The organism is Phyllobacterium sp. P30BS-XVII (genome assembly GCF_014138335.1).
GTDB classification, from domain to species: Bacteria; Pseudomonadota; Alphaproteobacteria; order Rhizobiales; family Rhizobiaceae; genus Phyllobacterium; species Phyllobacterium meliloti.
Map to the genome: position 1 here is coordinate 529,117 of NZ_JACGXO010000003.1, position 13,534 is coordinate 542,650.

At 55.8% G+C, this 13,534-nt stretch carries 11 protein-coding genes and 1 pseudogene; 3 read left to right on the plus strand and 9 right to left on the minus strand.

All coding sequences use genetic code 11. The features are described from left to right. Positions 1 to 17: 17 nt before the first annotated feature. The 4 genes from FHW17_RS11780 to FHW17_RS11795 form a co-directional block, all read right to left on the minus strand. Positions 18 to 608, minus strand: a complete 591-nt coding sequence (locus FHW17_RS11780) for a histidine phosphatase family protein (protein WP_112525111.1) — start codon at positions 606 to 608, stop codon at positions 18 to 20. 13 nt (positions 609 to 621) lie between these two features. Further along, positions 622 to 1,440: an enoyl-ACP reductase FabI gene (gene fabI, locus FHW17_RS11785; protein WP_091880942.1), complete on the minus strand. Its 819-nt coding sequence runs from the start codon at positions 1,438 to 1,440 to the stop codon at positions 622 to 624. Positions 1,441 to 1,550: 110 nt separating this feature from the next. Then, a complete protein-coding gene (locus tag FHW17_RS11790; RefSeq protein ID WP_182509913.1) occupies positions 1,551 to 2,471 on the minus strand; it encodes a J domain-containing protein in 921 nt (306 codons plus the stop codon). Between the two features lie 146 nt (positions 2,472 to 2,617). After that, the gene (locus FHW17_RS11795; RefSeq protein ID WP_112525113.1) at positions 2,618 to 2,968 is read right to left on the minus strand and encodes an RT0821/Lpp0805 family surface protein; all 351 of its coding nucleotides are present in this window, start codon (positions 2,966 to 2,968) and stop codon (positions 2,618 to 2,620) included. 144 nt (positions 2,969 to 3,112) lie between these two features. Between FHW17_RS11795 and pdxH the strand changes: the two genes are divergently transcribed. Beyond that, the gene (pdxH, locus tag FHW17_RS11800; RefSeq protein ID WP_112525043.1) at positions 3,113 to 3,736 is read left to right on the plus strand and encodes a pyridoxamine 5'-phosphate oxidase; all 624 of its coding nucleotides are present in this window, start codon (positions 3,113 to 3,115) and stop codon (positions 3,734 to 3,736) included. Positions 3,737 to 3,744: 8 nt separating this feature from the next. Here pdxH and FHW17_RS11805 read toward each other — a convergent pair whose 3' ends face one another. Beyond that, the gene (locus FHW17_RS11805; RefSeq protein ID WP_112525045.1) at positions 3,745 to 4,497 is read right to left on the minus strand and encodes a crotonase/enoyl-CoA hydratase family protein; all 753 of its coding nucleotides are present in this window, start codon (positions 4,495 to 4,497) and stop codon (positions 3,745 to 3,747) included. Positions 4,498 to 4,506: 9 nt separating this feature from the next. Next, entirely contained in the window at positions 4,507 to 6,279 is a 1,773-nt protein-coding gene (locus FHW17_RS11810; RefSeq protein ID WP_182509914.1) for an acyl-CoA dehydrogenase, read from the minus strand. A 292-nt stretch (positions 6,280 to 6,571) separates the two neighbouring features. Between FHW17_RS11810 and FHW17_RS11815 the strand changes: the two genes are divergently transcribed. Next, entirely contained in the window at positions 6,572 to 7,810 is a 1,239-nt protein-coding gene (locus FHW17_RS11815; RefSeq protein WP_182509915.1) for a GH25 family lysozyme, read from the plus strand. 21 nt (positions 7,811 to 7,831) lie between these two features. Here the strand turns inward: FHW17_RS11815 and FHW17_RS11820 are convergent, their stop codons facing one another. From FHW17_RS11820 to FHW17_RS11830, 3 genes are all read right to left on the minus strand, one after another. After that, positions 7,832 to 8,194 carry a TfoX/Sxy family protein gene (locus FHW17_RS11820; RefSeq protein ID WP_113094841.1) on the minus strand — a complete coding sequence of 121 codons (363 nt, stop codon included), beginning with the start codon at positions 8,192 to 8,194 and terminating at the stop codon, positions 7,832 to 7,834. Between the two features lie 228 nt (positions 8,195 to 8,422). After that, on the minus strand, positions 8,423 to 10,114 hold the full coding sequence (locus tag FHW17_RS11825) for a calcium-binding protein (protein ID WP_182509916.1): 1,692 nt from the start codon (positions 10,112 to 10,114) through the stop codon (positions 8,423 to 8,425). Positions 10,115 to 10,204: 90 nt separating this feature from the next. Next, positions 10,205 to 11,266 (minus strand): calcium-binding protein, encoded by a 1,062-nt coding sequence (locus tag FHW17_RS11830; RefSeq protein ID WP_113094843.1) that lies wholly within the window; start codon positions 11,264 to 11,266, stop codon positions 10,205 to 10,207. A gap of 606 nt (positions 11,267 to 11,872) precedes the next feature. On the opposite strand from FHW17_RS11830, the pseudogene FHW17_RS11835 reads away from it, so the two are divergent. Then, positions 11,873 to 13,486 (plus strand): annotated as a pseudogene (locus FHW17_RS11835) (penicillin-binding protein 2); the annotation flags it as partial. Positions 13,487 to 13,534 lie beyond the last annotated feature (48 nt).

Here is a 13,534-nt window from a genome sequence, read left to right on the forward strand (position 1 = left end):
GATTGAGACCTGGGTGGCTACATCCAGGTCAGGCGGCCCTTTTCAAGGCGCAGAATTTTATCCTGAGTGATGGAAAGATTCGCTGCATCGTGGCCATCAAGCCCTTCGACCATCTGAAAAATCGTCCGCATACAGCCACCATGCGTCACGCACACGGTCGGCTCCCGGACTTCCGATAGCCAGTTTCCGATCCGCTTTGCCAATGTTGCATAGCTTTCGGCCGTTGGGCCGGGTGGAATAAAATTCCATTTGTCTCTGGCGCGTGCGGCGACCATTTCGGGCGAGCGGAGTTCAATATCCTCCATCATATAGCCCTGCCATTCGCCGAAATTCACCTCCATAAGGCGGGCATCGGTGCGATAGGCCCATGGGTCAATGCCCATGCGTGTTCTGATCCGCTCCATCGTGTCGCGTGTGCGGCGCAGGGGGCTGGCGACAAAATCAAAGCCTGCACCCTCACCGATCAGTGATTTCAGCAGATCACCATTGCGCACGGCCTGCAATTGGCCGCGTTCATTGATATCAACGTCTTCCTGCCCCTGAATGCGCTCGGACACGTTCCAGTCTGTCTCGCCGTGACGCGAGAAATAAACAATCGAGTCCGGCAAATGCACTTTAAGGTCAGTCCTTGACGACAGAGATATCCGGTGCGTCCACGGCTTTCATGCCAACGACATGATAGCCGCTGTCGGCATGGTGAATTTCGCCCGTTACCGAGCGCGACAGATCAGAGAGGAAATAAAGACCGGCATCGCCAACTTCCTCGATAGTCACGGTACGGCGCAACGGCGCGTTGTACTCGTTCCATTTGAGGATATAGCGGAAATCGCCAATACCTGATGCTGCCAGCGTCTTGATAGGGCCAGCGGAGATCGCGTTGACGCGGATATTATCCGGACCAAGATCGACAGCCAGATATTTCACGCTGGCTTCCAGTGCTGCCTTGGCGACACCCATGACATTGTAGTTCGGCATGACTTTTTCCGCGCCGTAATAAGTCAGCGTCAGGATCGAGCCGCCATCGGTCATCAGCTTTTCAGCGCGCTTGGCAACGGCGGTGAGCGAAAATACCGAGATCAGCATGGTCTTGGTGAAATTTGCTTCCGACGTATCGACATAGCGACCAGTCAGTTCATCCTTGTCGGAGAAGCCGATGGCATGCACCAGAAAGTCGATCTTGCCCCATTTTTCTTCCAACGCCGCGAAACACGCGTCGATGGTCGAGGCATCAGAAACATCGCAATGGCCGCAGAGAAAAGCGCCAAGTTCCTGAGCCAGAGGCTCCACACGCTTCTTCAGCGCATCACCCTGATAGGTAAAAGCAAGTTCGGCACCGGCATCATGGGCAGCCTTGGCAATGCCCCAGGCGATCGACCGATTATTGGCAACGCCCATAATAAGTCCGCGTTTACCTTGCATCAAACCAGTTTTGGCGGTCATTTACCAACCCTTCACGAAAGACATATGATTGATTTGCGGTATCGCACAGCCCGCGCCGGGCTTCAAGCATCGTGTCAGTTTCGTCAAGGATTTTCGGGAACCGTTGATTTTCAGAGACTCGAATCGCGCAGAAATGCTTCCAATGCGGCGTCACCATGCTCGGGCAACATGACGCGAACATGAACAAAAAGATCGCCATGACCATCCGGCTTCTTCGGCAAACCCTTGCCTTTCAGCCGCAAAACCCGGTCAGAACTGGTCCAAGGCGCGATTTTTACCGCCACACGACCATTCAAAGTCTCAACTTCCTCACGCGAACCAAGCGCCGCATCACGCAACGCCACCGGCAAATCCATATGCAGGTCGTGGCCTTCCACTTTGAACTTTGGGTGCGGCTTGAAACGGATTGTGACCAGCGCATCGCCAGGTGTTCCGCCCGGAATTGCCTCACCCTGACCCTTCAGGCGAATCGTTTGACCGTTTTCAACCTGTGCGGGAAGCTTGATCGCCAGTCTTTTGCCGTTCGGAAAGACAGCCTCGACCTTCTCGGCACCAACAGCCTGTTCGAGCGTCACATCAATCGTTGCCTGCAGATCCGTGCCCTTGCGTGGCCCGCCGCGACGCGCTCCGCCACCAAAGCCGCCGGCGCCCTCGCCAAACAGGTTGCTCAGAATATCTTCCGCATCAAAACCGGCGCTGCCGCTGCGGAAATCGAACCCGCCCGAGCGCGCGCCGCGTGCATTGCCAAACCCGGCAAAGGGATCACCGCCCCCGCCGGAAAAGCCTTCAAACCCTTGTGGCGCACGCTGCTTGCCTTCGGCATCGATCTCGCCACGGTCGAACTGACCGCGACGTTCCTTGTCGCCGATGATTTCATAGGCCTGATTGATTTCAGAGAAATTTGCCTGCGCCTTCGGGTCATCCTGATTTTGATCAGGATGATACTTTTTGGCGAGCTTGCGAAACGCCGACTTGATTTCTTCAGGCTTCGCCGTCTTGGCGACGCCCAGCACGGTATAGGGATCGCGCATGTGTGTGCCTTTCCACTGGCATAAACGGAAGTGCGTTGGGAGTTGCCCTGTATATGCCCATCAATAGGAAGAAATTCCAGAGTTTCCATCAAGAAATCTGCAATTACCACCCGATTCTATCGAAAATATCATTCAGTCGCAGAAAATTACAATGGAGCGAAGGATTTCAATGTCCATTGCCCGCCATTCTGCATGCAGGTTTCGCCCTTATAGAGCATGACACCATCAAAGGATTCGCGCGAAGTCTGGAATTCGCGGCAAAGGCCCGTTTCGGTCTTTTTCTCGGCAATGGCTGTGATCGTACCCTGACTGCCGGTTTCCGGGTTGGACCACGGCAGCGGCTTGTTGCCCCACTGGGTGAAATTCAGGGCAGATACGATGTTGCGAACAGTGGACTGGTCGGCAGCACCCTTGGCATCGACCTGTGGCGCCGGAGCAACCGAGCCTGTTACGGTCGCCTTGTCAGGCACCGCGCTCTCGATACTAAAGCTTTTCATGGCGCAACCGGAGAGGAGGCAAAGTGCAAAAACAGCAGAAATCGGCGCTACGCGCACCGAAATTTTCGCCCCAAGGTTCCTGATATCTGGTATTGCCAGTGCCAAACGCATATCTCTCTTTAACAAGGTCAACCAGCAATGACTATGGGTGAAATGAAGTTAACAACCGATGACTTCACGGAAAAAAACGAACCCTTCGCGCTCTTCGACGAATGGTTGAAGGACGCCACCAAAACGGAACCCAATGATCCCAATGCTGTCGCGCTGGCAACGGTCGATAGTGATGGCCTGCCTGATGTTCGCATGGTTCTTCTCAAAGATTTTGACGAACAAGGCTTTGTTTTTTATACAAATTTTGAAAGTCAGAAGGGTCAGGAAATACTTGGCTCAATGAAAGCTGCTATGTGTTTTCATTGGAAAACGCTCCGCCGTCAAGTGCGCATACGCGGCCCTGTGGAAATTGTCAGCGATGCGGAGGCCGATGCTTACTATGCCACACGCCCACGCGGCAGCCGTATCGGTGCCTGGGCTTCCAGGCAATCGCGCCCGCTGGAAAGCCGTTTTGCGCTGGAGAAAGCCGTGGCGGAATACACTGCCCGCTACGCCATCGGCAATATACCGCGTCCAGCCCACTGGTCGGGTTTCCGCATCCGCCCGACCTCGATCGAATTCTGGCACGACCGGCCCTTCCGGCTGCATGACCGGGTGGTCTTCAGCCGCGAGACGCCTGATAGCAACTGGAGCAGCAAGACCCGGCTTTATCCGTAAGGGCTTGCTCAGGCCTTTTTGCGGGTGAGAAAGGCCATCAGGGCGTTGCGCGCCTCTTCAGACTGGAGCCGTTCGGCAAAATGCCCGGCTTCCAGCTTGATGCGCTCCACAGTCTCGGCACGCGGCATACGCAGAAGATCACGCGATATCTGCATGGCTTCCGGCGGCTTGGCGGCGATTTCTGTGGCAACGGCCAGAACAGTGCTTTCCAGCTGGTCCGCTTCAACAATCCTGTAGACGAGGCCAACTTCCTTGGCCTCCGCCGCACTCAATCCGTTACCCACGGCCAGAAAGGCAAAAGCCTGCTGACGGCCCATCAGGGCTGGTCCAAGCAGGCTTGAGCCAGCCTCAGGCACGAGGCCCAGATCAACAAAGGGTGTCTTGAACAGGGATTGCGGTGTGGCGAATGTCAGGTCGCAATGGAAATTCAGCGTTGTGCCGATACCGATGGCAAGGCCATCCACACCGGCAACAATTGGCTTTTTGCCATTGGCCAGCGCGAGGAGAAAATCAAAAACCTCGGTGCCCATGGTGCCTGAGGTGGCAAAAGCCATGAAATCCTGCAGGTCATTGCCCGATGAGAATGCACCCGGCACACCAAAAAAGACATGGGTGCGGATTTCCGGGTCCGCTTCACCTTCCACCAGCGCTTTGGTCATCGCTGCATACATGGCGCGGGTCAGCGCATTCTTCTTGTCGGCCCTGAACATCCGGATGGTCTGGACGGCGCCATGGCGCTCGATGAGGATATGGTCTGACATGGTGTTTCCTTATTGAAGAGCAGCGCGGGCGCCAAGCAGGCTCGGCGCACCGGTGAGGACGCGATCTTTCAGCGCCGAGGTTTCATTCAAAAGATTTTCCGCAAAGAACCGCGCCAGAACCGTGCGTCCGGCATTGTCGCCGCCGAGCGCACCCTTGGCGAGATAGGTCGCCCCGGCAGCAAGGCCGAAAAGGCGCAGATACGGCGTCGCGCCAGCCAGCGCATCACTGACTTCGCCATCGGCAAGCGCCTTTTGCAGCCAGAGCGTTGCGGCTTCGAGATCGTCAAGACCAGCCTGCAAGCGCTCACCCGTCTCACCAAAATCAGTGCTGTTGCTGGCCGATACGGCTTCAGCGACCTTGCGCAACTCAGCGATGTAATCCCTCACATGGTTGCCGCCGCCAAGCGGCAGCTTGCGCTGGACAAGATCAATGGCCTGAATGCCGTTGGTACCCTCATAAATCGGCGCAATGCGGGCATCGCGCAGAAGCTGCGCTGCACCGGTTTCCTCGATAAAGCCCATGCCGCCATGGATCTGGATGCCGATTGACGCCACATCCACGCCCACATCGGTGGAGAAGGCCTTGGCAACAGGCGTCAGCAGATTGGCACGGTCGGCCCAGTGCCTCGCATCATCGCCGGAGCCCGTATGGGACATATCCAGCGCATGGGCGCAGGCATAGGAGATGGAGCGGGCAGCGCCGGTCAGGCTCTTCATGGTCAAAAGATTACGCTGTACATCCGGGTGCTCGATGATCGGGCTCATACCCTCGCCGGTCCAGCCGGGCGCGCGCATCTGGCGGCGCTCCTGCGCATAGGCAAGCGACTTCTGATAGGCAGCTTCCGCCACCGCAACGCCCTGAATGCCCACGGCAAGCCGGGCATTGTTCATCATGGTGAACATGCAGGCCAAACCACGGTTTTCCTCACCGATCAGCCAGCCGATAGCGCCGGGCTTTGCATCTTTCGCAAAACCATCGCCATAGATCATGGTGCAGGTGGGCGAGCCATGAATGCCGAGCTTATGCTCGACACCGCTGCAGAAGACATCATTGCGCGCGCCAAGCGATCCATCGGCATTCACCAGGAACTTCGGCACGAGAAACAGCGAAATCCCCTTGGTTCCCGCGGGCGCATCGGGCAGACGCGCCAGAACCAGATGGATGATGTTGTCGGTCAGGTCATGTTCGCCATAGGTGATGAAAATCTTCTGACCAAAAATGCGATAGGTGCCGTCATCGGCCCGCTCCGCGCGCGAACGAAGCGCGCCTACATCGGAACCCGCCTGCGGTTCGGTCAGGTTCATGGTTCCCATCCACTCGCCGGAAACCAGCTTTGGTAGATAGGTGTTTTTCAGCTCGTCCGTGGCATGGGCGTCAAGCGCCTCAATGGCACCAAGCGTCAGCATTGGGCCAAGGCCGAAGGCTATGGAACCGGCATTCCACATTTCCAGCGCCGCTATCGCCAGCATCATCGGCAGGCCCTGCCCGCCAAACTCTTCCTTGCCGGTCAATCCATTCCAGCCCGCGCCGATCCAGTCGCTGTAAACGTCCTTCCAGCCGGGCGGCATGGTCACTTCGGCATCTTTCAGCGGTGTTCCATATCTGTCGCCAACCTCCAGAAGTGGCGCAACGCGGGTTGACGCGAACTTGCCAGCTTCTTCCAGAATGGCATCCACAAGATCATCGGAGAGATCGCCAAAACGCCCTGCAGCGATGGCCTCATCCAATCCGGCAATTTTCTTGAGAGTATGTGCGATTTCCTCGACGGGCGCCCGGTACATTGATCACATGTCTCCTCATCCAGTGATGCTGGGTCGTAGTGTCAGGACATTGCAACCCCCGGCGAGGCAAGGCAAGTGGATTTTTACGTAAACGTAAGAAAATTCATTTTTCGGCAAGCTCGCAATTGGTATCATTGGATCTATTGAGCCTGCCGGTCCGCATTCCTGACAATCGGCCTCTGACCTAAATTGTCATGCACAGGACATGGTTTACGGCATTTTAACCATAAACCGGCGACCATACGCTCTTGTATCTGAAGTGCCAGACAACGAGGTGTGAAGGGATACCCATTTGACGATCCGTGCGCAGGTTTTTGCCCTTGCTGCCATTGTCGCCGCGCTGCTTTCCAGCGCCCCTTCCCGTGCGGACTCGCAATTCCAGACACCCTGGTCCAATCAGGACCGTGCCATCGTGCTTGATGGTTACGAGCATAATTCCTTCAATCTGCCTGAAATCATCAAGGACCCGCGCGTTGCCGCCTTCATCCACAAGGGCTCCGACGGTATGCCCGCCAATTATCATTGCGGGCGGATCGCCGATGTGAAGGATCAGGAGATATGCCGGCGCATCTGGCGCAACTATGCGGTGTCGCGCGAGCTTTACCAAACGCGGCGCGCGCTGGCCAAGGCGCTCGGGCTGAAATGGGGTTCCTACCATCTCGCCCGTCCTGGCAACCCTGTCGAACAGGCAAATCACTTTATCGATTATGCGGAGCCAACCAGCGATGAGTTGATGGCACTCGATATCGAGGACAATGACCCTACCCGTTTCATGTCATTGCAGGATGGCCAGATATTTGCCGAACAGATCAAGCTGCGCACCGGTCGCTATCCCGTGCTCTATACCAATGGCACCACGGCAAAATACATTGCCGATCACCGGCTTCAATTCCCAATTCTCTCCCGCCTGCCGCTCTGGTATGCGCGCTATGAAACCGATATCGCTCCGCATTTTCCCAAGGGTAACTGGCAGGATTATGCGCTCTGGCAATTTACCTCGCAAAGCAATTGCACAAAAACACGCTGCCCCTATCGCCCGAATGGTACAAACCGCGATATCGACGTCAATATTGCCGATATGACCGTAGCACAGCTCAAACAGGCATGGCCGTTCGATAATCTCATTCCAGCCGTAGTGCCTGACGACATGCCGAGGCCCGGCGAACGGCCACCCCTTACCGATGATATATTGATGGCATCAATGGAACCGCCGCTTGTCGATTATCGCGCACTTCTGAATGCACCGCGGTTGCTGGCGGGTGCAGCTGGCCGTTTGCTTGCAGATGTGCAGTCTTATCTTGACCATATGGACGAAACCCCTGAAGCAATCGACACCATGCTGACCGCCTCCATTACCGCTCTGCCGGTTGAAAAGCTGACGGTGGTGACAATGAAAATCAGTCTGCAGCAGCCTAAGGCTACGGCTGACGAACGCCCCGACAGCCAATTGATCAGCGCAATGGTGCGTTTCTGTTTTGATGACGCCAAAGCTTCCCTTGGCCGCTGGCCCGCCTATGCAATGCAGCGCTGAATTCCGCGGGCGCTCAAAATATCATTTGGAACGTCGGCGCGTAGCGCGCTTGGCATTGACGGCGGCACGGTATGCCGCCTTGACCCAGTTCAGCAATTCGTCCGGCTCGTCGATAATTTTATCCGGCAGCGTGTAATAACTCGCAACCCTTACGGTTTGCGACTGTCCGGCATAGGTGAATGGCAAGGCATCCATGGCCTCAAACTTTGGACGTGTCTGATCATCCACGCGCAGATACAGCGCGCCTTTCATGACAAAAGCGAACTGGATATCATCCAGCGCAAGCCCTGCTCCGCCAAAGAAACGCTTTACTTCAACTGGCCCCATAACCACGAGGCGCTGCGCCACTTCCAGCGCTTTCTCGCGCGCCGACAAAAGACTCATGCCAAACTCTTCCCACTGTTCCGCTTCGCGGAAGTTCAGTTGCTAACGCTGCCCTCAAGACACCTATACCGGTCACTTGCACAACGTTCCAGTACAGCCGCAGGAATGTCTTTGGCACGGACATCAGGGCTGAGAATTTGCCGCATGAATCATTGTATGAGCGAAACGTGCGAAAACAGGCGCCTGTCACCAGACGCCTGTTTTCACAGATCACTATCAGCACCAAACTTAGGAGAACACGACGTCATCCGCCGAAAGGTTGGCAAGCGTCACGCCTTCGATAAGGATGCCATTGGTGTCACTGCCAAAGCTGACATAGACACCCCCGGCGGTATCATGGGAGGCCGCGAGAAAACTTGCATAGTCGTGGATGCCGGTCGCGCCGCCCGGACCAAATCCACGCAGGCCAATGACATCGCCGCCAGCAGTGTCAAAGTCTGATATGTGGTCAATGCCACCATTCAGGCGTGCCGTTGCCTCGTCCCAGACAAAGGTGTCGGCGTCACTGCCGCCCTTCAAGATGTCCGCGCCAACACCACCATCCAGAGTGTCCTGCCCGTACATGCCGTTCAAGATATCATTGCCTTCGCCGCCTTCCAGAATGTCGTTGTAGGCACTCGGAATTGTGACGAGATCTTCACCGTTAAGCGTGTCATTGCCAGTACCGCCGATCAGATGATCAGCACCGCCACCGCCATTCAGCACATCATCCCCGCCACGCCCATCGATATAGTCATTGCCGCTGGCGCCGGGTCTGTAAGCATCATAGCTTCCCAGCTCGTCATTGCCATCAGCGCCATATAGTTTAACGCCTTGATAACCGCCGAATACCGAGATGTGAAACTCCTCAACCGTTGAGTAACGCGCAGCGTCGAATGTATATCCTTGCGACGTGGAGGAAAAATGCAGATAAGCTTTATCGTAGCCATCTCCGCCATCCAGGCCACCGACCCAGCCTTCTGAATAAACAGTGAGACGATCATTCCCGGCGCCACCGTGAAGGTTGGCATTGCCTCCCAAATAAGGCTCGTCCGAGCTGCCATCCGTCAAAGAATCGTCGCCATTACCGCCGTCGAGGAGGACATCCCATCCACCATTGGTGAAAACGCTATCATTACCGTCACCACCAAACAGTTGATCATCGCCGGAGCCACCACCCATATAATCGTTTCCGGCCCCACCTTTGATAATGTCGTTGCCGGAACCACCGTAAAGAACGTCGTTGCCGTCGCCGCCGTTGAGATTATTGTTGCCATCACCGCCGCTGATCCAATCATCACCGCGACCACCGGCCAGACTATCATTGCCCGCATCGCCCCAGATCTTGTCGTTGCCGTTGCCGCCATCGACATAATCATCGCCCGCATCGCCATGAATTTCATCATTGCCGCCACCGCCGAACAGCATGTCCCGGCCATCGCCGCCGGAGATGACATCATTGCCTTCTCCGGCTTCAACACGGTCATTGCCAGCACCTGCATTGACGTTGATCTGGGCAAAATTGGTCGCAATGATCGTGTCATTGCCGCCGCCAGTCTTCAGTTCCAGCTGTTCGATATCGACGAAATAGAGATGATTGGTCTGAACAGCCGGATCGCCAAAGACGAAGTGGCCGCTGGAGCCGTTAAATGTTACCGCCTGCGTGGAGCTTGAGAGGTCAACAGCAAGCGTATCCGTACCGGCACCGCCGCGTGCGGCACCGCCTACGCCAATGAAAGCCAGCCTGTCATCGCCGTCGCCGCCTTCAAGCTGGTCGAAACCGCTTGAAGTGGTCAGGACATCATTGCCAGCACCACCATAGAGGAAATCATCACCAGCACCGCCATCGAGTGTGTCATTGCCGCCAAGTCCCCAGAGGTTGTCGTTCTCATCCGTTCCAAGCAGGTTATCGCTTGCACCAGTACCAACTATCTTAGCCATTGCCTTCGTCCTCCCTGACGTCACCTGTGTTTAACTATCCTCCAACTGCATTGCGCCGCCCCATCAGGGGCGACGCATCAGACCTCATGCTCACGAAAAAACAACATCGTCGGGCGAGAGGTCGGCAAGCGTGACATGCTCGATAAGAATGCCGCTGGAATCGCCATCGAAGCTCACATAAACGCCATCGGCGGTGTCATGCGCGGCAGCAAGGAAGCTGTCAAAATCATGAATGCCAGTGCCGCTCGCGGCGAAATCGTGCAGATTGATCACGTCTTCCGCCACGTTGAAATCAACGATGTGATCAACGCCGCCAATGGTATTTCCATCGAACTCAAACGTATCTGCGCCAGTGCCACCAATCAGTTGATCAGCGCCTGCACCGCCATCGAGATGATCACTGCCGGAACCGCCCTTGAGAATATCGTCGCCAGTACCGCCGAGCAGCACATCATTGCCGTCGCCGCCATTCACCGTATCGTTGCCCGCGCCGCCATCAATATGGTCATCGCCGCGGCCGCCATTCAGATTGTCCTTGCCGTCATCACCCCAGATGCTGTCATTGCCATTGCCGCCATCGACAAAGTCATTGCCCGCATCGCCATGCAACTCGTCATTGCCGCCATTGCCATAAATGACATCATTGCCGGAACCGCCAAACACCGTGTCATTGCCCTCGCCGGTTTCGACGTGGTCATTGCCTGCACCTGTGTTGACCTCGACCTGAGCAAAGTTCGTGGCGATGATCTTGTCAGCGCCGCCACCGGTCGTCAGTTCGAGGCGCTCCAGATCAACGAAATAAAGATGGTTCGCCGCTATCGTCGGATCACCGAAAACAATGTGACCGGCGGAACTGTTCAATGTGACCGGTTCAGAAGAATTTGAAACATCAACCGCCAGCGTATCCGTACCGGCACCGCCGCGCGCTGCACCGCCAACGCCGATAAACGACAGACGGTCATCACCATCGCCGCCCTCAAGCTGGTCGAAACCGCTTGAGCTGGTCAGGATGTCGTTGCCAGCCCCGCCATAGAGATAATCATTTCCAGCACCACCATCGAGAATATCATTGCCGCCAAGGCCCCAGAGATTGTCGTTCTCATCGGTTCCCTGCAGCGTATCACTCGCACCACCACCAACTATTTTCGCCATTGATTTGTCTCCCAACAACTTGCGATGGCGGAGTATATGTAAGGATTAATGACAAGCAAGTGTCGTTTTTCATATGTAATAAAGAATAAATATGCTAGTTTTACTAGCAAACTATTTCAAATTTAGAAGTAAAATTGTCCACTTCCGCAGGAATAGTATATTTGAATATATATTACCAACGACACGTATATTCTCGATGTTTCTGTCAGTTATTCCCCGCGCAACAGGTAATATAAATTCATACGCCGCGCGACATGGGCGACGATGTGGTGATGCGACCTTAAAGCCACAGTGTGTCAGGAAATTTTAGTGACCATCAATCCGGCGTAGTAAAAGGCTTTCGATCGGGCTGTCTGCTCCCTGTTGCCGCCCCTGCCTGTCCGTTGCGGCGAAAAAAGCCACGCTCCAATCCTGTATGGACGCGCCCCGTTTCATCAGGCGGTTATCCCCGCTAAAAATCGAAATTAATCATCTGTTCAGGTTAACAAGACATTCCGGAAATCGTGAGAATTGCATCTGAAGAAACGATGCTAGTTTGGCGCCATCAGCCGCAATTCACCGTTTCGCCCAGAGTTTCACAACGCGATAATGACCCAACGCCGCCCACGCGCCCAAAACCGTATCCTGATCGTCATGGCCTGTTTCATCGGGATTTTCAGCGTTATCAGCGGGCGGCTGGTGTTTTACGGCATGAAGGACGATCCGGTTGACTATACCGGGCCAACCGGCTCTGTTCTCGCCTCTCGCCCCGATATTGTGGATCGCCATGGCGCTGTATTGGCAACGGATATCAACTCCGTCTCGCTTTATGCGGAACCGCGCAAGATCATCGATCCGGATGAAGCCTTCGAACTGCTGTCCACCGTGCTGCCCGACCTTAATTTTGAACAGACCTATGCCCGACTGAAAGGCAATGCCGGGTTTGCGTGGCTGAGGCGCGGCCTGACACCGAAGCATAAAAACCAGATCATGGCGCTTGGCATTCCCGGCATTGGCTTTCGCACCGAAAAGTCCCGTTTCTATCCGGGTGGACCGACCGCCGCACATATTCTCGGGCTTGTGAATATCGACAATCAGGGCATTGCCGGTATGGAGAAGTATATTGATGGACAGGGCCTGACTGATCTGCGCGATGTTGGCCTTGCGCATGGACGCAAGCTTGCTCCGGTCAAGCTCTCCATTGACCTGCGCGTCCAGCATGTGGTGCGCGATGTGCTGGTGAATGCCATCGAGCGCTATCGCGCCATCGCGGCGGGTGCCGTGGTGCTCGACGCCAGGACGGGCGAGATACTCGCCATGGGTTCCGTGCCGGATTTTGACCCGAACAACCCGTTCAATGCGCTGGAAAAAGACCGGCTCAACCGCATGTCCGCTGGCGTCTACGAAATGGGTTCGACCATCAAGACCTTTACCACGGCCATGGCGCTGGATTCCGGCAAGGCAGACCTGAACAGTACGTTTGATGCCACCCGCCCGATCACAATCGGTCGTCAGACAGTCCACGATTTCCATGGCAAGCGCCGTGTTCTCACTCTGCCGGAGGTTTTTCTGTTCTCCTCCAATATCGGTTCAGCCAAGGAAGCGGACATCGTTGGTATTGAAGGACACCGCGAATTTCTGGTGCGGCTCGGCCTGCTTGACCGCATGCAGACGGAACTGCCCGAAGTGGCGCGTCCAACTGAGCCAAAAGTCTGGAAGAAGGTTCATTCAATCACGATCTCCTTCGGCCATGGCATGGCAACCACGCCGCTGCAAACAGCCGTTGGCGCGGCTGCCCTCCTCAACGGCGGAATGCTGATCGCACCGACCTTCCTGCCCCGCACCATCGAGGAGGCGCAGACCATCGCCAAGCGGGTTGTGAGCAAGCGGACAAGCGACGATCTGCGCTATCTCTACCGCCTCAATGCGCAAAAAGGCACCGGTGGTTCCGCCAGCCGGACACAGGTTCCCGGTTATCGTGTTGGCGGCAAAACGGGAACTGCCGAAAAGGTCATCAATGGGCGCTATTCCAAGGATGTGCGCTTCAACACTTTCATCGCGGCCTTTCCGATTGAAAATCCTGAATATATCGTCCTGACGATCATCGATGAACCGAAACCTGTCGACGGGCAGGTCGCCGCCGGTGCGGGTCTCAACGCCGCGCCGATGGCTGCTGAAATTATCCGCCGCTCGGCCAATATTCTGGGCGTGCTTCCGGTGTTTGAGACAGCAGCAGACTAGATCGGTGAAGTCAAAAGCCGATCACCCGGCGACAAATTTCGGTTTTGT